Annotated in this window: 13 protein-coding genes and 1 pseudogene; 7 read left to right on the forward strand and 7 right to left on the reverse strand. The window is 42.3% G+C overall.

Features of this window, described 5'->3' with window-relative positions; all coding sequences use genetic code 11:
- Positions 1-99 precede the first annotated feature (99 nt).
- Together ACU0NF_RS08210 and ACU0NF_RS08215 are read right to left on the reverse strand one after the other, a co-directional pair.
- Positions 100-1,827 carry a protein kinase domain-containing protein gene (locus ACU0NF_RS08210; protein ID WP_445660817.1) on the reverse strand — a complete coding sequence of 576 codons (1,728 nt, stop codon included), beginning with the start codon at positions 1,825-1,827 and terminating at the stop codon, positions 100-102.
- Between the two features lie 61 nt (positions 1,828-1,888).
- Complete coding sequence (locus ACU0NF_RS08215) at positions 1,889-2,698, reverse strand: formate/nitrite transporter family protein (protein WP_445660770.1); 810 nt, start codon at positions 2,696-2,698, stop codon at positions 1,889-1,891.
- Between the two features lie 339 nt (positions 2,699-3,037).
- Between ACU0NF_RS08215 and cynS the strand changes: the two are divergent.
- Positions 3,038-3,346: pseudogene (gene cynS / locus ACU0NF_RS08220) on the forward strand (cyanase); the annotation flags it as partial.
- Positions 3,347-3,785: 439 nt separating this feature from the next.
- Here cynS and nirD read toward each other — a convergent pair.
- The 3 genes from nirD to ACU0NF_RS08235 form a co-directional block, all read right to left on the reverse strand.
- The gene (nirD, locus tag ACU0NF_RS08225) at positions 3,786-5,411 is read right to left on the reverse strand and encodes a nitrite reductase small subunit NirD (protein ID WP_445660771.1); all 1,626 of its coding nucleotides are present in this window, start codon (positions 5,409-5,411) and stop codon (positions 3,786-3,788) included.
- Between the two features lie 115 nt (positions 5,412-5,526).
- On the reverse strand, positions 5,527-8,073 hold the full coding sequence (gene nirB, locus ACU0NF_RS08230) for a nitrite reductase large subunit NirB (RefSeq protein ID WP_445660772.1): 2,547 nt from the start codon (positions 8,071-8,073) through the stop codon (positions 5,527-5,529).
- A gap of 25 nt (positions 8,074-8,098) precedes the next feature.
- Complete coding sequence (locus ACU0NF_RS08235) at positions 8,099-9,445, reverse strand: MFS transporter (protein ID WP_445660773.1); 1,347 nt, start codon at positions 9,443-9,445, stop codon at positions 8,099-8,101.
- Between the two features lie 449 nt (positions 9,446-9,894).
- On the opposite strand from ACU0NF_RS08235, the gene ACU0NF_RS08240 reads away from it, so the two are divergent.
- The 3 genes from ACU0NF_RS08240 (at position 9,895) to ACU0NF_RS08250 (ending at position 13,764) form a co-directional block, all read left to right on the forward strand.
- Entirely contained in the window at positions 9,895-10,482 is a 588-nt protein-coding gene (locus ACU0NF_RS08240; protein ID WP_445660774.1) for an ANTAR domain-containing response regulator, read from the forward strand.
- 3 nt (positions 10,483-10,485) lie between these two features.
- Entirely contained in the window at positions 10,486-11,484 is a 999-nt protein-coding gene (locus ACU0NF_RS08245) for an ABC transporter substrate-binding protein (protein WP_445660775.1), read from the forward strand.
- Positions 11,485-11,664: 180 nt separating this feature from the next.
- Positions 11,665-13,764 carry a TonB-dependent receptor plug domain-containing protein gene (locus ACU0NF_RS08250; protein WP_445660776.1) on the forward strand — a complete coding sequence of 700 codons (2,100 nt, stop codon included), beginning with the start codon at positions 11,665-11,667 and terminating at the stop codon, positions 13,762-13,764.
- Positions 13,765-13,884: 120 nt separating this feature from the next.
- On the opposite strand, the gene ACU0NF_RS08255 is transcribed toward ACU0NF_RS08250, so the two are convergent.
- A complete protein-coding gene (locus ACU0NF_RS08255; RefSeq protein WP_445660777.1) occupies positions 13,885-14,169 on the reverse strand; it encodes a hypothetical protein in 285 nt (94 codons plus the stop codon).
- A gap of 193 nt (positions 14,170-14,362) precedes the next feature.
- Here ACU0NF_RS08255 and ACU0NF_RS08260 point away from each other — a divergent pair, with 193 nt between their 5' ends.
- The 3 genes from ACU0NF_RS08260 (at position 14,363) to ACU0NF_RS08270 (ending at position 17,882) form a co-directional block, all read left to right on the forward strand.
- Positions 14,363-15,109 carry an IS5 family transposase gene (locus tag ACU0NF_RS08260; protein WP_131317291.1) on the forward strand — a complete coding sequence of 249 codons (747 nt, stop codon included), beginning with the start codon at positions 14,363-14,365 and terminating at the stop codon, positions 15,107-15,109.
- Positions 15,110-15,542: 433 nt separating this feature from the next.
- On the forward strand, positions 15,543-16,715 hold the full coding sequence (gene mdh / locus ACU0NF_RS08265; RefSeq protein WP_445660778.1) for an iron-dependent methanol dehydrogenase: 1,173 nt from the start codon (positions 15,543-15,545) through the stop codon (positions 16,713-16,715).
- A 198-nt stretch (positions 16,716-16,913) separates the two neighbouring features.
- Entirely contained in the window at positions 16,914-17,882 is a 969-nt protein-coding gene (locus ACU0NF_RS08270; protein WP_445660779.1) for an alpha/beta hydrolase, read from the forward strand.
- 22 nt (positions 17,883-17,904) lie between these two features.
- Here the strand turns inward: ACU0NF_RS08270 and ACU0NF_RS08275 are convergent, their stop codons facing one another.
- Positions 17,905-19,086 carry a transcriptional regulator gene (locus ACU0NF_RS08275; protein ID WP_445660780.1) on the reverse strand — a complete coding sequence of 394 codons (1,182 nt, stop codon included), beginning with the start codon at positions 19,084-19,086 and terminating at the stop codon, positions 17,905-17,907.
- Positions 19,087-19,259: the final 173 nt, after the last annotated feature.

Genomic DNA, 19,259 nt, shown 5'->3' on the forward strand with positions numbered 1-19,259 from the left:
TGGTGCAACTTTGCAGTTCATTTTGATGGGTTTAAAGTTTCTGAAACGCGCAAGTGATTGTGAAAATTGTGCGATCGCACCAACTTTCAGCTTTTTAAATTAAAAATATCGCAACAATAAATGCCCAATGATCAGCAGGATTAAGATCAGGGATAAATTTCGCCAGAACAGCACCGGATTTTTTTCAATAAAAGCTATTTTTTGTTGCTTGAGAAAGCGTGGATTGGGATGTTTTAAATCATAAATAAATTCTGACAAAGCCGAATAACGCTGCGCTGCTTCAGGATGTAAAGCTTTTTGCACTGCGGCCTCAAACCAGACAGGGATATCCGCTCTATATTGGCTCATAGGATAATAGTGCAATTTTTTTAACTGCTTTTTTGTGGTGCATTTGGCGACTTCCGTCCCATAAGGTAGCTGTTGAGTCAGCAAATAATAGGTCAGCACCGCCAGTGAATACTGATCAGAACGGCTATTTGCCGGTTCAGCTAAAAAATATTCGGGTGCCATATAGGCGAGCGTGCCTAAAGCTAAATCTGCATGCGCAGGTTGAAATTCAGCAATCCCTTTGACCGATGTTGAACCGAAATCAATGAGCTTAATTTGAGATGCAGCATTGATCATAATATTTTCAGGGCGGATATCTTGATGCAGCATTTCCAACCGATGAAATGCGTTTAGCGCTTTGGCAACCTGTTCAACAATATCAATTATTTTAGACACTTCGACTGTCTGGTTTTGCTGTTTTAACCAGACCTTAAGGCTCTGGCCTTCTATGTATTCAAAGGTTTGATAGAGATAATGCTTGGCACTGCGTTGCGGATAGGCACGCATAACATAATCATTCTGAATACGTTTTGCCACCCACTCTTCTAGATAAAACTGCTCCATAGCATTGGGCTGCTGCTGTAAATCGGTGGTCGGAACTTTAATGACCAAGTGCTGTTGCGAGTGTGTATCCTGAGCCAAATATAAACAGCTGCGATGATTCTGATGCAGTACTTTTTTCACTACATAATCTTCAAATAGATCGCCAGACTGCAAGGCCGGTGCCATCGGCAAATCCTTATATTGCGGATCGAAATATTCACTTGCTTGTGACGGCAATGCATCAACCTGTAAAATCTGCAGAGTTAAATTATCTGTGCTTCCGTTCGCCAGCGCGTTCTGTAGCAGACATTTCGCTACCTGGTTTAAGTCTTGATCTGCGGATAAAGCTGCAAGAATCTCGCTCTGATTGAGGTATTCATATACCCCATCGGTCATCAGCAAAAAAATATCCTCCGGATAAAGCTGAAATTTCAGATAATCCACTTCTACTTTTTGCCCGACACCCAAGGCACGACTTAAATAACTTTCTTGAGAAGACAGCGAGATACGATGATCTGTGGTTAATTGCTCTATTTTCTGTCCCTGAATGCGATAAATGCGCGCATCACCTATATGGAATAGATGCGCTTGATCATGTTTGAGCACCAATGCACTCAAGGTGCATACATAACCGCGGTCTTTATCAAAGCGGCCCTGACTTTGCTGGGTTTGTGCAAATAGCCAGGAATTAGCGGCAGTAATCACTCGTTCAGCAGAGGTTTTTACACTCCATGATTCAGGTGTAGAAAAATAATCGTTAATAAAACTGGACACTGCTGTTTCACTGGCAATATGACTGACATTACTGCTACTGATGCCATCGGCAATGGCACAGACGACACCCTTTTGCTGTAACAGGTAATTTTCTGGCAATCCTGCGCCATGAAAATCCTGATTCATGCTTTTTTGACCTGAGTCGGTGCATTGTCCAATACGGACAGCCAGTTGTGTTTGCATCATATGAGGCTCAATTGCATGAGATCATCCTTGATCCCGAGATGAGTAAGAATATTTCAGATTAAAAAACTTTTTTCGGTGCAGTACGCACATGAGTGGTATACAAGGCCAGTCCGGTTAATGATAGACCACCGACCAAATTACCTAACGCCACAGGTAATTCATTCCAAATGAAATAATCCATAATTGAGAAGTCGCCGCCCATAAGCATGGCAAATGGAAACAGAAACATATTGACCACAGAATGTTCAAAACCCATGGCAAAAAACAGCATGACCGGCATCCACATAGCAATAAATTTACCACTGACGGTGGTCGACATCATGGCCCCAATTACCCCCAGCGACACCATCCAGTTACATAGCATACCTCGGATAAAAATCGTCATCCAACCGGCAAAACCGTATTCGGCATAGCCTAAAGTCCGTGCTTCCCCGATATGCGCAATGGCCAAACCGACATTATTTGGCTCGGCAGCAAAGCCGTAGGTATAAACAATCGCCATGAGAAAAGCCACCACCAGACAGCCTGAAAAGTTACCAAGAAAAACCAAGCCCCAGTTTTTCAAAATACGGTTCCAGGTCACGCCTGGACGTTTATCTAGCCATGCCAAAGGAGTGAGCACGAAAACTCCAGTCAATAAGTCATATCCCAGCAAATACAACATACAAAAACCCACTGGGAACAGTAGCGCACCAATCAGTGGCACGCCAGTTTGCACGGCGATGGTGACTGCAAATACTGCAGCAAGTGCCAAAATCGCACCGGCCATAAATGAGCGAATTAAAACATCGCGGGTGGCCATATGAAGTTTTGCTTCACCAGCATCTACCACTTTTTGTGCAAACTCTGCAGGAGCGAGATAAGACATCGCATTCACCTCTTAATATACGGGTTAAAGCAATCATTTATTTTTCAGTAAATAAAAAAGCGCCCAAGACCTATTTTAAGTCTTAGGCGCCATTGCCTGAAATGAAATACAACTATAATCATGTTAAATGAAATGGCGTCGTTGCCATTCTTTAATGATTAACTAAAAAGCAAAGATCATACCAACTTTCAAAATATAATAATTTATACTTATCTTTTCAGATTTAAGCACTATGAAAATATCAACTTTCAGCAAAATATATTGGCACAAATAATGCAACTAACAATCCCCATATAAGTACTTCTATATTATTTCAAATCATGCTTTAAGGAGAAAATAAATGAACAGCAAGCAGAAAAAATTGGTGAAATTTTTGACTTGAGTGATGAGGCTGTAGCATGACTGCAAATCGTCCCTTATAAGGGTTCACTACCGACAAGCGTCCCCACAGATCCGTTGATTTATCGCTGGTACGAAGTGGTGAATATCTATGGAACCACCATCAAAGAGCTGATTCATGAAGAGTTTGGCGATGGAATTATGAGTGCAATTGATTTCAGTATGGATATTCAGCGCGAAAACAATCCGAATGGCGATCGGGTTAATGTGGTGCTTTCCGGAAAATTCCTGCCCTATAAAAGTTATTGATTAAAGAACTCGACTGAAAAGCCATTTTAAAATGGCTTTTTTTGACTGATTCTTTCAATTCGACAAAATATAATCATAAAGTAATTCAATTTCATAATATAGCCAGATAATTATTAAAATATTAGTGATCGTTCGTTAAAAGAACTTAAGTATATTTTCTATTTATCTCACTTAACTCTTTATTCAAAATAAAAAACAAACCCCGTTTATTTAACAACTAATCAGACACTGATTATGATTTAAATCAAATCCAGTATAAAAATAAAGCTATTAAAAAATATAAAAATTAAATCTCATTTACAAATGTAGAAATAAATATCAGCATGGCTCATTTGAAATTTCTAATGTGAATAAAAAAAACTACAGCATTTATATAAATGCTGTAGTTTTAATGAATAGCGCTATGGGCTTAACCCGCATCATAATGATGCCAATTGAATCAACCTGCTTTCTTTAATGCAAAATCGCGACCGAACAGCAATTTATTACGGATACTCGAAATTGGCGTCTGATCAGAAATCAGTTCTGCATACCAGGCACCATCTTCAGTATCCCCAAACAATACCGCACCAATGACTTTCTCTTTTTGAATAATGATCCGTTTATAAATCTGACGTTTTTCATCATTCAAAATAATGTCTTCATAGTCTTCTTGCGGTTCGCTATTTTCCAAATCAATTCGGCCTGCTGAAAACACATCGCAGCCACTGACCTTGAGTTGGGTTGGAACCGTCGGTGCTTTAAAGGTTAAGCTGCCATGTTCGGCCAAATGTGATGCACAAATAAAAGCTTGACCCCAAAGTGGTTCCACCAGACCAAAAGTTTGACCACGGTGTTCAATACATTCACCCACCGCATAAATGCTTGGGTCAAAGGTTTGCATGGTGTCATTCACCATCACACCACGGTTACAACGTAAACCCGCACTTTGCGCGAGTGCCATATTCGGACGAATCCCCACGGCAAAAACCACCAGATCTGCATCCAACACGGTGCCATCTTTCAATTTGATTTGCGTGACATGACCCTCTTCGCCAATCAGTTGCTCGGTATTGGCTTGAGTGATGATATTGATGCCCTTCGCTTCAATACTTTGTCTTAACAAGCCGCTTGCACGACCATCCAATTGACGTTCCATAATGCGATCCATCAAATGTAAAACCGTCACATTCATGCCACGTTGTTTCAGTCCATAAGCTGCTTCAAGCCCCAGTAAACCGCCACCAATCACCACCGCATTTTTCTGGGTTTTGCAGTAATCCAGCATGCTATTTACATCGTAAATATCACGGAAGCTCAGCACACCTTTTAAATCTGTGCCCGGAATGGGTGGAATAAATGGCTTGGAACCAGTCGCCAGAATCAAACGGTCATAATTAACGATCTCACCTTTTTCGGTATAGACCTGCTTACGTGGACGGTCGATTTTCACCGCAGCATCACCGGCAATGAAGCGAATCCCCTTGTCGCTATACCATGCATGCGGATGCAGCATGATGTCTTCAATGCTTTTATCGCCCGACAATACTGGGGACAGCATGATGCGGTTATAGTTACCCCATGGCTCTTCACCGATTACGGTCACTTCATAACGTTCAGGTGCCATATCCAGCAAATCTTCCAGGCAGCGCATGCCCGCCAGACCATTACCCACCAAGACCAGTTTCATCTTTTCCTGAGAAGTGCCGTTATTGGTGATATAGGTTTTTTGCGGTGTAGGACTGACCCAGACTTTTCCATTTTCAATCTTGCTCGGGAAAACCAGTAACTTTTGATCTTTATCTTCCAGACAGCGCCCGGTTGCCAGACTGAAATGCTGCTTGTAGATGGGAGATGCCACGACACGTTCACCCTGCAAATCACCGATAATGCCGCGCGACATCACAAAAGCCTGACTGAAGGGGTCCTGGTTACTTAAGGCATAAACCCGTTTTTCATTGCCCACCCGGAATAGCGCAATTTGTTGCTCATTGAGCAGCGCACCAACCCCTGTATTGGGTGTGATATCATCCAGATTGCAAATCTCAACCCAATCAAAATCATTCATTTCTTTTAAAATTGTCATCTTCTTTATCCTCTCTTTGAACTTCTTTCATCAAGGTTCACTGCCTCATTGTGTTTCTCCCAGAAGGGAAAAATAAAAAGGTTTGATGAAAGAAGCTCTTAATGCTCTAGATTTTTTATGCCTCAACTACTGGAATACGCGTTACATCACGTTCCACCGCAGTTTTTGGGCGAATTTGTCCACGTTCAGTAGCAAATTGAATATGGGGATCATTCTGTTTTTCAGCCTTGGCATTAATAAAGGTGATAAAGCGTTTACGTACTTCAGGATCTTCAATCGCAGTGCGCCATTCATCTTGATAAGTGCCAACCACGTGATCCATACGGCGTTCTAACTCGACAGCAAGCCCTAAAGAATCCTCAACCACTACAGCTTTAAGATAATCCAGCCCCCCTTCCAGATTGTCGCGCCATACTGAAGTACGTTGCAGACGATCTGCGGTTTGGATATAGAACATATAGAATCGGTCGATATAACGAATTAAAGTTTCCGTATCCAGATCAGAAGCAAGTAATTCTGCGTGGCGTGGCTTCATCCCGCCATTACCGCAAACATACAGGTTCCAGCCTTTTTCAGTGGCAATCACCCCAACATCTTTACTTTGCGCTTCGGCACATTCACGGGTACAGCCAGAGACCGCCATTTTAAGTTTGTGCGGCGAACGTAAGCCTTTGTAGCGATTTTCCAGGAAAATAGCCAAGCCCATAGAATCATCTACACCATAACGACACCAGGTACTGCCGACACATGATTTAACGGTACGCAACGATTTACCGTAAGCATGACCCGACTCAAAACCTGCATTAATCAGTTTTTCCCAGATTTCAGGCAGTTGATGCACTTGGGCACCAAACAGGTCAATCCGTTGCCCACCGGTGATTTTGGTATATAGACCATAGTCTTTCGCGACCTGTCCAATGGTGATTAAACCTTCCGGGGTAATTTCACCGCCTGCGATCCGCGGCACAATTGAATAGGAACCATCTTTTTGAACATTACCGAGGTAGTAATCATTACTGTCTTGTAAACCAGCATGACTTGGTTTCAGTACAAAGTCATTCCAGCAAGAAGCCAGGATATTCGCCACAGTTGGTTTACAGATGTCACAGCCTAGACCGTGCCCATGTTGCCCGATCAGATCATCAAAGGTTTTGATTTCGTTGACCCGCACCAGGTGATACAGCTCTTGGCGTGAATAGGCAAAATGCTCACATAGGTGATTGTTAACAGTCACCCCTTGACGTTGCAATTCAGATTTCAACACTTGAGTGACTAAAGGTGCACAGCCACCACAAGCTGTTGCGGCTTTGGTACATTTTTTTAGCGCACCCAGTGAGGTTGAACCATCAGCAATGGCACTGCAAATATCTGCTTTAGAAACGTTGTTACATGAACAAATGGTTGCGCTGTCTGGCAGTAAATCGACACCGCTACCACCTGTTTTCGCTGAGGATTGTGCATAACCCGGCATGATCAAGCTTTCTGGATTCTCTGGCACTGCCAGACCATTCAGCATCATTTGTAGCAGGTCATTATATTCTTTGGCACAGCCCACCAGCACCGCACCCAACAATTTGGTTTTTTCCGCATTCACCACGATTTTTTTATAAATCATGGCATCTTCATCGGCATAGAAATAACTTAAGGCATTTGGCGTCATGGCATGGGCATCACCCACCGATGCCACATCCACACCCATCAGTTTTAATTTGGTACTCATATCTGCGCCAGCAAATGTATTGCAGGCTTGATCCATAACATGTTTCGCTGCAATACGCGCCATGTCATAACCCGGCGCCACCAGACCATAAATTTTATTTTGCCAAAGTGCACATTCACCAATGGCATAAATGTCTGCATTGGATGTTTGACAATAATCATTAATCACAATGCCGCCACGCTCACCAAGTGCCAAACCACTTTGACGTGCTAGTTCATCGCGTGGACGAATCCCCGCAGAGAACAAAACAATGTCGGTTTCCAGTTCAGAACCATCGCCAAACTTCATTACATGCGTAGTGTTTTCACCGGCTTCGATGCATTGTGTAGCTTTTTGGGTATGAACTTTCACCCCCAGGTTTTCGATTTTTGCACGTAAAACCTTACCACCAAGATCATCAATTTGCACCGCCATCAAGCGTGGTGCAAACTCGACCACATGGGTTTCCAGGTCCAGGTCACGAAGGGCTTTTGCCGCTTCCAGACCGAGTAAACCACCACCAATCACCACGCCTGTTTTTGCATTTAAACTTGCAGCACGAATGGCATCTAAATCTTCAATAGTACGGTAAACAAAGCAGTTTTCACGCTCATTGCCTGGAATAGGCGGGACAAAGGCATATGAACCGGTTGCCAGCACCAACTTGTCATAACTAATCACATCGCCATGATTGGTGGTAACCGTTTTATTTAAAGTATCTATTTCATTAGCTTTGGTACTTAAACGCAGATCAATTCCGTAGGCATCCGCAAAATCGCTACGGCAAAGAGTTAAGTCTTTTGCAGATTTACCGGTGAAATATTCGGTTAAATGCACACGGTCATAGGCTAAACGTGGTTCTTCTGCCAAGATGGTGATTTCAACCTCATCCCCTGCATATTCAAGAACCGATTCAATGAACTTGTGCCCTACCATACCATGACCAATCATGACTAATTTCATATCAATTTCTCCTTAATCTCTTTACTTAACCTTGTGCCATGTTGTTACGTTCAAGAATGGCTTCTTCATACAGTTTTTGTTCTTTCTCTTTATGTTCAACCGAGAAGCGGATCACCAGAACAAAGCCAGCTGCAATCACGACCAAGCCACCGAGTGCCATCAAACAGGTTTGAATATCCAGCATGCCTTTCAGCAAGAAACCCGCTGCCACTGCACCAACGTTACCGCCCGCACCAATAATGCCGGCAACACCACCTAAAGCATCACGGTCAATAAATGGCACCAACGCATAGGTTGCACCACATGCCATATGGGTAAAGAGTGCAAATAGGGTCATCACGAGAATTGCGAGAACTGCGGTATTCATTTGCGAGAACAAGATCAAGAACAGGCCTTCCATCAAAATCATGGTGAAAAGCACTTTGGTACGACCATCCAGGCCTTTTTTCGTTGCCACTTTGTCCGAAATAATTCCACCTAAAGCACGGGCGAACAGTGCCAGCAAACCGAAAATCCCTGCTGCCAAGCCGGCTTCTTTTAGGCCAAAGCTAAAATGTTCAACGTAGTACATCGCCACGATGTTATGAATGAAAATTTCGATACCAAAACACGCTGCATACGCACCAAATAAAATCCAGACCCGGTAGTTACGTGCAGCATGCATCAAAATCGCAATACCGCCTTTTTTATCGCTACCGACTTGAATGCCTTGTGCACGCAGTTCTTTAAAGTTGCCTTGTGGACAGTCTTGGGTAAATTTCCAGTACATTGCACCGACAATAATCATCAGAATACCCGGTACCAATAAGGCAACTCTCCAGCCCATTGCCTGTTCAACACCAAACATCACCAAGGCAGCAAGCATTAACGGCATAAGCGTTTGTGTTGCTCCACCACCGGCATTACCCCATCCTGCCGATGCAGCATTGGCAGTACCTACCACATTCGGTGCGAACATGATACTGGTATGATATTGGGTGATAACGAAGCTGGCACCAATGGCACCAATCAATAAGCGGAAGAAAAGAAAAGATTCATAGCTGTTGGCAGATGCCACACCAAAGACCGGGATACTGCCGATAAGCAGTAATGCTGTATAGGTTTTTCGTGGACCGTATTTATCACACAATGGTCCAACAATCAGACGAATCAAAATAGTAATTGCGACAGCGGCAATATTAATATTGGCGATTTGATCTTTGGTTAAGTGGAACTCACCTGCAATCACAGGCATAAGCGGTGCACAGGCAAACCATGCAAAGAAGCAGACAAAAAAAGCGAGCCAACTCATGTGGAAGGCTCTCATCGCTGCGCTATTAAAGTTAAAAAGACTTATTTTTGTGGCTTTTTTTTCATATAAATTTGAAGACATGGCCTTCTCCTTCCTGAACTGAACGTATAGGGTTATCTGCTATGCGGATCGCTGCATACCAGATTCGATCAGAGCGGACATCGTTGGCCGTCTACAAATTTCATAGAGTCTTCTTTGACTCATAAGGGATAATGCAATCCCTGTGCCAAGATTTAAAAAATATTCTTAACTTTATATTTTTTATTATTTTTTAATATTAATTTTTCATTTTCGAGCTTAATCATTGTCTTGCTTTGTTCTTTTTAACCCGACTAAGGCCAAGTAGATCGCACAGTGTTGTGCTTTCTTGTAGCGCATTTTTGCATTAATACGGTGCATAACATGATCATGGTTAAGTTTTATATCTGATTTTTATTGAATTATTGCAGTTTTAACAGTTTTGGCATTTTTATTGCTTGGGATTTACCATGATTTTTCTTTTAGGCTTTGCCTAGTGATATTTAGCTGATATGCCAAAATTGAAAATTGCACTAATTGATGACGATCAAGAACGTGCGACCTATATAAAAGTCTCCCTGATCGAGCACAATTTCGAGGTGGTTGCCTGTCTCACCATTGACCATTTAAGTATGTTTCGTTTAGAACAATTGCATGCCGATGTCATTCTATTGGATATGGATCATCCACATCGCGACATTATTGAAAGCTGTGTCAGCCAGTTCGATTTGCCGACGGTCCTATTCACTAAAAATAGCCACAAAGACACCATTAAAAGTGCGATTGATGCCGGTGTAACCGCTTATATTGTCGACGGGATTGACCCTTCCAAACTGGAAAGCATTTTAGAAATTTCGATCGAACAGTTCAAAAAACACAAGAAATTACTAGGTGATCTGGAAGATACCAAAAATAAACTGGCCGACCGTAAAGATGTAGAAAAAGCCAAAGTACTGATGATGCGATTGCATTCTTTAACTGAAGATCAGGCGTTTCAATTACTGCGCAAAAATGCCATGAGCCATCGCATCACCATTGGGGAAATGGCACGCCGTTTACTGGATGCCCAACAACTATTACAAAACCAATTGAAGGATTAGCTCATGACAGATTTAGAAAAAACTCAAATCCAGATCGGCTATATTCCTTTGCTTGATTGTGTGGCCATTCTGTGGGCCAAGCAGCGCGGTTTTTTTGATGAAGTTGGTTTGGATATCACCCTCGTCAAGGAAGCCTCCTGGGCAAGTTTAAGAGACCGGCTGGCTTTTGGCTTTTTGGATGCTGCACATTGCCTGTCTGCCATGCTACCGGCAGCAGCACTGGGTGAAGACCAACTCGGCATTCCCCTGCAAACGGCTTTGGTTCTCAGTCATAACCGGGCCTTTATCAGCTTGAGTCAAAAATTATGCTTTGAACTGGATATTTCTTCCCAAGATACGGTACAGCAATCAGCAGAAAAAATAGTCTCAGCCATACAACAACAAAAGCCGGTTCAATTGGCACATGTGTTTAAACAGTCGATTCATCATTATTGTCTAAGAGAATGGCTCGCCCTAGCCGACCGTGAGCTTGCACAGAACATCAAGCTTGCGATTCTTCCTCCACCCTATATGGTCGAAGCTTTGGCTAATCAGGTGATTGACGGTTTTTGTGTCGGTGAACCGTGGAATACCCAAGCTGAACTATTGGGAATTAGTCAGATTGTGGCATCCAGTCAGAACATTATTCCAAAAGTAGCGGACAAGGTTCTGGCGGTAACCAGTGAATGGGCAGCACAACATCCCCACACCCATATTGCTTTAATCAATGCAATTCAAAAGGCACAACAGGAACTAAAAGCTCTAGAGGATTATGCTGAAGTTTGGCAGATGCTGATTGACTTCAATATTATTCAATTTCAATGTTCTGACAGCATTCACGTGCAAAAATTCCATTCCATTCAGAATATTATCCGTCATTTTGTCGATGAATCATCTCAGCCAGACATTGAAGACTTTAAATGGCTGATTCAGCAAATGCTGAAATGGGATAATCAAATCAGTTTGAATGATGCCCTCATTGAGAAAATCAGCCAAAACTGTATTTTATCCTTGAACCATTAACATGAACCATCGCTCCAGCCATACAAACTCCAATAAGATGCTGGAGCTAAACCATTCATTTTGGTTATTTTATACCTGTGATCAGATTTTTATCTTTTATTTTTATTCCTGTGATTTCCCACAAAGTTTCTCCACATTTTTACGTTATCTTACGCAAAAATACATTTGGAACATCAAATAATGAAGCGCATACAACCGCGTTGGCCATTAAGCGCATTAAGTTGTGCCTTGCTCACTTTTATGTCCCCAACTTGGGCTGCTGATTCCATTACAAATACAACAACAGGCAGCGCCCCAAAACACACAGTATCAGCACAAACAGCACCCGTACAAACACTCGCCACTTTAAAATTCGAAGCGACCCCAGCGACTGCAAAAGATCCGGATATCAGTGCGGTTGCCAAAACCATCGTTACGCGTGAAGAAATGCTGCAATTTGGCGATCAGTCGGTGAATGATGCCTTGCGCCGTGCTGCAGGTTTTCAAATGCCATCTCCAGGACGTGGTCCGCGTGGTGGTGGCGGTGCTTCAGGCATGCGTTTTCGTGGTGGCGGTGCCCCAGTATTTTTAATCAATGGCGAAGCGGTTCAAGGCGGTCCACGCGGTGGCATGTCTATCGTTGACAGCATCACCCCAGATATGATTGAGCGAATTGAAATTACCAAACAGCCAAGTGTGGCTCAGGCTTCTGTTGCTTCTTCCGCCGTGATTAATATTATTCTGAAAGAACCCTTAGATAATGCCCGTATAGGCGGAACCATCCGTGCGGGATATGGTTTGGCTAAATCGGATCAAAAAGAAGAACAACGTAAAAATATCAGCGTTCAGGCGGATGGTCGTGACAATGCTTGGTTATACAGCCTGTCTGCCAACCAGATGTGGAATGACACCACTTCCATTACGCAAACCCAAAACAGCAGCGGAACACGTGAACAAAAACGAGTCACTGAACGCAAGTCGCAAATGCTTTCACCGCGTGTGGAATATCAAATGGATGATCAGCAAAAACTGGTTGCGGAATTGTTCTATCGTAATAACGAAAGTGATGGTGTTCGTGGCGACCAGGTTCAAAATGACAAGAATGACAGCATCCGTTTAAACACCCGTTATGAACGTACAGACAAAGGCAATTCAGATAAAATCCGTCTTTCTGTCGAGCAGCAGAATGAAACTGAATCGACTGAGTCGGCTCAATCACCACGATTCAACAGCTATACCGATGAAACGGTCAATGAATATGGGATTGCCTACGATGGCGTGCGAAAGTTCAATGAAACTCGCCAGCTTAAATTTGGTGCAGATGCTCGTGCCAATGAACTCGACAGCAATGTCAGCCAAAGTTTAGATGAACAGCTGTATGCATTATATGCCGAAGGTAGCTGGAAATTTACCGATCGCCAAACCGTGACTTTAGGTGCCCGTCAGGAATGGATCGAGCGCTCTGGTTTAGTCGATTATAGCGACAGTCACTTAAGCCCAGTCTTGGCACATCGTTTTGACTTTGATGATCATTGGTCTTTGCAAAGCAATCTCAGTCAGGCTTTCCGTAGCCCAAAAGCAGACCGTTTATTGCCAACAGTTTCGGTGTCTACCGATAGCGATGCCGGTAGCCTGAACAATCCGGATCGTGGCGGTAATCCTGCTTTACGTCCTGAAAAAATTACCGCCTTTGAATCGACTTTGGGCTATAACACCCCGTCAGGCGGTATCAATATCACCGCGTACCAACGTGAAATTGATGACTACATCGAAAAAGTCATTCGCCAGGAAGGCACACGTTTTGTCGAGCGTCCACAAAACCAGGACAATGCCACCACTTATGGAGTTGAAATTGCAGGCCGTTATGCATTAAAGCAAACTGAAAATGGTCATTCATTGATGCTCAATGGACAACTTTCTACTATGCGCGCAAAAGTTGAAGATGAAAATCATCAACAACGTCTGGTCAGTGATGTCGCGCCTTATACAGCAAGCACAGGTCTGTCTTATAACTATCAGCCTTGGCGCATTTCAACCAGTGTCAACCTGAACTACGTGCCTGAGTTTACCCGTGCCCTGGACAACCAGCCCTATAATCGTACCAGCAATGAACGCGTCAACATGGATATCAGCGTGACCAAACGCTTCAATAATGGCTGGGCAACCACACTGAATGCGCGCAATACTTTCAGTACCGATTATAAAGAGCGCTTAACCAATCAAGCTGATGGCAGCCTTTATGAATCACGGATCAATCAGGCGATTCCAAGTGTATTAGTCAGTCTGGAAAAGAAATTCTAAGCATAAAAAACCGGTGCTCAGGCACCGGTTTTTTCATTAATATCATTGCAGACCATCAATATCATTGCAGCCCATCATTTATATTTTAAAAAATTTTACTGAATGCTTAAAAATTTGACTTCATTTTTTCACTTGTAACTCTTTAAGTAAACTTGCAATTCGCAAGGTGTGTTGCCTGTTGCCTCTTTTCTCCATGACTTTATTTTCAATCCGCCATAAATATTCAAAAATCTCTGATTCATCGGCATTGTCACAAATCAGGTTAAAAATTTTAGGCAAATAATCTTCGTATTCATCACACATCGAAGGAATGCTGCGAATTCCTAAAGGATCCCATTCTCTAAGCAGAATTTTATGGATTGCATGTAATAATAATGTTGCATCATTTGTATGTCCGACTTTCATTAAACTTACCCCATCCTTAGGAATTTAATACAAAAATCTTATAAATTGACTATAATTTACTCTTAACAATATGATCAAGAATTTTTTTTAATATTTGCTACACTATCTTTTTATTAGGGTCTGTTGACATTTACTGTGCAAAAAAATAGCGAGCAAGTAGAATTTAATCGCCAAACCAAATTTACTCCTCGCTATGCCTCGTACAATGTTGACCGATCAACACTGGTCTAAGTTAGAAACTATTTTCCGTAATTTTCGTATTTATCTCAAACAAAATCTTCGAAATTTTATTGAAGCTATTCTTTATAGAATTCGTACAGGCTGCCCATGGCGGGATTTACCCTCAGCCTTTGGAAAACCAAATTCTATATTCAAGAAATTTTCCCGATGGTCCAAAGATAATAAGTTATTAAAAATATTTAAGTTAATTTCATCTGATGCTGATCTGGAGTGGGTGTTTATTGATGCCAGCCATGTGAGGGCTCATCAGCATGCTACAGGAATCAAGGATCAGGCAATTTCAAAAAGCATTGGTGGAAACAGTTCTAAAATTCATTTGGCAGTTGATTCTCATGGGAACCCTGTTCAGTTTCTGATAGAGGATGGTACGACCCATGATGTAAAAGTGGCACCGAAATTAGTTAACAGCATAGATCTGAACGAGACAGAAATTCTCTGTGCCGATAAGGGTTATGACTCTGAATCCTTGAGAGAACAGATAGAAAAAATGGGTACTCAAGCCAATATTCCCAAGAAATCCAATACGCTTTCAAATAATGATCATATGGATTGGTATTTATATAAAATCAGGCATTTAATTGAGAATGCCTTTGCTAGATTAAAGCAATTTAGAGGAATTGCCACACGCTATGACAAGCTAAAGCGAAGCTATGAAAATTCTGTTGCCTTAGCTTGTATCTTTATTTGGCTACCATTATAAAATGTCAACAGACCCTAATTTTTAAATTCTTTCGTCCCCTGAAAAAAATGCTTATTTTTAAATTCTTCATTTGCAAAAATATTGATCATTTAATAAATAATATAATTTATTTATTTACCAAATAGCAAATTATACTTTTATCAAAACAATGTCTTGTCTCACTATTCATTCAGAAATCTCGCCTAAACCTGATTTAGATCTTTTTGGCCATGACCGTTCTTCTCGCACCCTCCTGATTAATCCCATACATTTGCGCTAAACATTGAATTCTTTAAGTCCCGATTGAATAACCTGGCATGAATAATTTAATAAAAATTCAACAACTTAAAATGGTAGGTGTTTGGTAGGTAGGATTTTCTCCCTGTTCCTTTGATACTTAATTCACGGTGAGGGTCACCGATAACAACATACCAATGGTAGAAGGAATCGCACCATGGCTTTTAAAAATATTGCAGATCAAACAAACGGTTTTTATATTCCCTGTGTTTCTCTTTTTGGTCCAGGCTGTGCCAAGGAAATTGGTACCAAAGCACAAAATTTAGGTGCTAAAAAAGCACTGATTGTGACTGATGCAGGTCTGTTCAAATTTGGTGTCGCAGATAACATTGCAGCTTATTTAAAAGAGGCGGGTGTTGACTGCCATATTTTCCCGGGTGCAGAACCCAATCCAACCGATATTAACGTGCATAACGGCGTGCAAGCCTATAATGAAAATGGCTGTGATTTCATCGTCTCTTTAGGCGGTGGTTCATCGCATGACTGTGCCAAAGGCATTGGTTTGGTCACCGCTGGCGGTGGTCATATTCGCGACTACGAAGGCATTGATAAAAGTACCGTACCGATGACACCGCTGATTGCCATCAACACCACGGCAGGTACGGCTTCTGAAATGACCCGCTTCTGTATTATCACCAATACCGACACGCATGTAAAAATGGCAATTGTCGACTGGCGCTGTACTCCACTAATTGCCATTGATGATCCTAAACTGATGGTTGCCAAACCAGCAAGTTTAACCGCAGCAACAGGTATGGATGCGTTAACCCATGCCGTGGAAGCCTATGTCTCTACCGCAGCCAACCCTATTACCGATGCCTGTGCAGAAAAAGCCATTAGCATGATTAGCGAATGGCTGAGTCCTGCGGTTGCCAATGGTGAAAACCTGGAAGCGCGTGACGCAATGAGCTATGCACAGTACCTTGCTGGTATGGCATTCAATAACGCCTCTTTAGGTTATGTACATGCCATGGCACATCAACTCGGCGGTTTCTATAACTTGCCACATGGCGTATGCAATGCGGTATTACTGCCGCACGTGTGTGAATTCAACCTGATTGCCTGCCCTGACCGTTATGCCAAAATTGCCCAACTCATGGGTGTCAATATTGATGGTCTGACTGTGAATGAAGCTGCAGATGAAGCCATTCAGGCGATTCGCCAGCTTTCAGCCGCGATTGGCATTCCATCTGGCTTAAATGAACTGGGTGTGAAAGAAGCAGATTTAGCCATCATGGCAGAAAATGCGCAAAAAGATGCCTGCATGCTGACCAATCCACGTAAAGCCACGCATGCACAAGTGGTTGATATATTCAAAGCGGCAATGTAAAGCGGCAATGTAAATCCTCAATGTAAGTCTTCTCCCCCCAAATTTTTGACTTACATTTTTGGCAATCTAAATTCCATGTTCTTAATGAGCTGGAAAACTTAGATTGCCTTTTTTTATTTTTGGCCTTAAAGCAATTTGACAAATAGCTGCCCATCATGAAGGATAAAAGAAAATTGATAATTCCAAATGAGCACAACAATGACAGAACAGACAATTGAACCGCTTTATCAACTTGATGTTTTAGGTTCAGACTATGAACAGGCCACCCTAGATTTCCCTGATGATTATGAAGGTCAAGTTACAGCAACACTGGTGCGTAAAAAAGCGCAGCAGGCAACCGGCAAAGCCGTTTTATATATTCATGGTTTTATCGATTATTTTTTTCAAACCGAAATGGCAGAACAGTTCAACCAGCATGGTTTTGACTTTTATGCACTCGACTTGCGTAAATACGGTCGTTCCCACCTTCCCCATCAAAAATATTATAACGTACGTGAAATGGCTGAATACGATGCCGAAATTACCCAAGCTTTAGAGATTATTGGTGCAGAAGGTCATGATGCCGTTCTGTTGTGCGGTCATTCGACTGGCGGATTGACCACGACTTTATATGCGGCACATCATCCGGATCATCCTTTAATTAAGGCACTGTGGGTCAATAGCCCATTTTATGACTTCAACATGAATCCAATCAAGAAAAAACTGGGTCTGCCCAATTTAAGTCGCGTCGGCAAGATTTGCCCAGATTTGGAATTTCCCAGTGAACTGAATAAATGGTATGTGACCAGTTTGCACAAAAGCTTAAAAGGAGAATGGGACTTTAATCTTGAATGGAAAAAAACCACTTATCCGCTGGTTCGCCTGAGTTTTATACGGGCAATTTTTGAAGCGCAAAAGGAAATTCATCAAGGCGTGACCTTAAACGTCCCTGCCTTAGTGATGCATTCAGATCAAACCAAAAATCCCAAAAAATGGCACAAGCATGCTCAAAGTAGCGATGTGATTTTGGATGTCAAACATATTGATAAATATGCCCGGAAAATGAAAGGTGATGTCACTATCAGTGAAATAAAAGGTGGACTGCATGATCTGGTTCTGTCTGAAAAATCGGTGCGCGATCAGGTCTATCAGCAACTGTTCCAATGGTTAGACTCAAAAGGTCTATAAAATAGATTTTCTGTTCTAGAGCTTAGACATCTTTATATTTAAGCAAGGTTTGATGCACGGGATGGGTTTTGGGCATGAGTTCAATTAAACGCTCCACGGCATCAATCGCTTCAGGAAAACGCGCCACGTGCTTAAGCAAAACATCGGTCTCATTGGCTTTAAAAATGGCGTCACTTAAACGCGATTCCAGACAGTCGCGCCAGGCACATAAAAATGGACTTTCGGTTTTTGCCAGAAAGACGCCCGTACACAATTTTAAGGCCGAATCGATATAGCCGGCATCTAAAGATTGCTCGGTCAGTAGAAAATCAGCTTCTACATGCGCCAATAAACGATAGGGTCTAGACCCCAGCATGCCGCCTAAAATATCGCGTAATTGTGACATTTCCGCCTTTAAAGTGCCGATGCTGACTTTTCGCTCGCCATATACGGCCTGATGTAAAGTATCTAAACTTAAGCCTTGCGGACACAGTGCCAGAATGGTCAAAATTTCGATTTGACGTGGCGTAAGCACCAGAACTTTGCCATTGAACATGACTTGCGGCACGGAAAAAGCCCGAATAAACAATCGCTGTTTTTGATATTCAAGTAATGCGGATTGAATAATCGAGGCACAGCGTTCAGCCGCCAGCAAACCCAGACTATTATGCTTTTGCCATGTGGTCGACAGGTCAATCACCCCGAGAACCTGTTTGGAATAAGGATCAATAATCGGGGCGGCATAACAGACCCAATCATGAATTGATGACATGTAATGCTCATTGGAAAACACACAACACGATTGTTGCGTCTTTAATGATAAAGCCAGAGCATTGGTGCCGACCAGTTCCTCGCGCCACTGCCCGCCTTCGATAAAATGTACACTTTCTGCCGCACTCTGCATTTGTGGACTTGATGCTGTCCAAATAATGGTACTGCCAATATCGCCTACCGCCAGCACCATCGAAGATTGCTCGGCAATATGCTTTAAATCTTGTGCACAATGTTGCAAGGCATGTTCTAAAGCAGAAGGATAGGTTTCTTTTTGTAAATAAACTAAGGGTGCAGCTGCGCGATCTTTAGGAATTTCGGCTGATGTTGAGCGTTGCCAAGAGCTGACAATGCTTTGTCCCAACTGTTCTGCATGCAAGGGAGAAAGACTGCTGCTTTGCCTAAGCTGCTCAATTTCCTGTCTTTTTTTCGTCAAATTTTGCTTTGTCATCATTCCTTATTCTCACAACAATTCATGATTTACATCCGCTGTAATCGCTATTCTTTTAAAGCCGATTGAAAAGATTGTAAACCTTCTTGTCTCCAACCTTTCTCCAACCTTATTCCCTGTATGCTAATCAAATATTGTACAAAAGTACCTTATACCAAAGCTGTAGATACGGTTAA

It is taken from the genome of Acinetobacter sp. F16, assembly GCF_052712855.1.

What these genes read in the sequence shown, in the direction of transcription:
- ACU0NF_RS08240 (WP_445660774.1), top strand. Translation starts at nt 9,895, where the DNA reads ATGCCAAAATTGAAAATTGCACTAATTGATGACGATCAAGAACGTGCG.
- ACU0NF_RS08245 (WP_445660775.1), top strand. Translation starts at nt 10,486, where the DNA reads ATGACAGATTTAGAAAAAACTCAAATCCAGATCGGCTATATTCCTTTG.
- mdh (WP_445660778.1), top strand. Translation starts at nt 15,543, where the DNA reads ATGGCTTTTAAAAATATTGCAGATCAAACAAACGGTTTTTATATTCCC.
- nirD (WP_445660771.1), bottom strand. Translation starts at nt 5,411, where the DNA reads ATGACAATTTTAAAAGAAATGAATGATTTTGATTGGGTTGAGATTTGC.
- ACU0NF_RS08235 (WP_445660773.1), bottom strand. Translation starts at nt 9,445, where the DNA reads ATGTCTTCAAATTTATATGAAAAAAAAGCCACAAAAATAAGTCTTTTT.
- ACU0NF_RS08270 (WP_445660779.1), top strand. Translation starts at nt 16,914, where the DNA reads ATGACAGAACAGACAATTGAACCGCTTTATCAACTTGATGTTTTAGGT.
- ACU0NF_RS08260 (WP_131317291.1), top strand. Translation starts at nt 14,363, where the DNA reads ATGCCTCGTACAATGTTGACCGATCAACACTGGTCTAAGTTAGAAACT.
- ACU0NF_RS08215 (WP_445660770.1), bottom strand. Translation starts at nt 2,698, where the DNA reads ATGTCTTATCTCGCTCCTGCAGAGTTTGCACAAAAAGTGGTAGATGCT.
- ACU0NF_RS08275 (WP_445660780.1), bottom strand. Translation starts at nt 19,086, where the DNA reads ATGATGACAAAGCAAAATTTGACGAAAAAAAGACAGGAAATTGAGCAG.
- ACU0NF_RS08250 (WP_445660776.1), top strand. Translation starts at nt 11,665, where the DNA reads ATGAAGCGCATACAACCGCGTTGGCCATTAAGCGCATTAAGTTGTGCC.
- ACU0NF_RS08210 (WP_445660817.1), bottom strand. Translation starts at nt 1,827, where the DNA reads ATGCAAACACAACTGGCTGTCCGTATTGGACAATGCACCGACTCAGGT.
- nirB (WP_445660772.1), bottom strand. Translation starts at nt 8,073, where the DNA reads ATGAAATTAGTCATGATTGGTCATGGTATGGTAGGGCACAAGTTCATT.
- ACU0NF_RS08255 (WP_445660777.1), bottom strand. Translation starts at nt 14,169, where the DNA reads ATGAAAGTCGGACATACAAATGATGCAACATTATTATTACATGCAATC.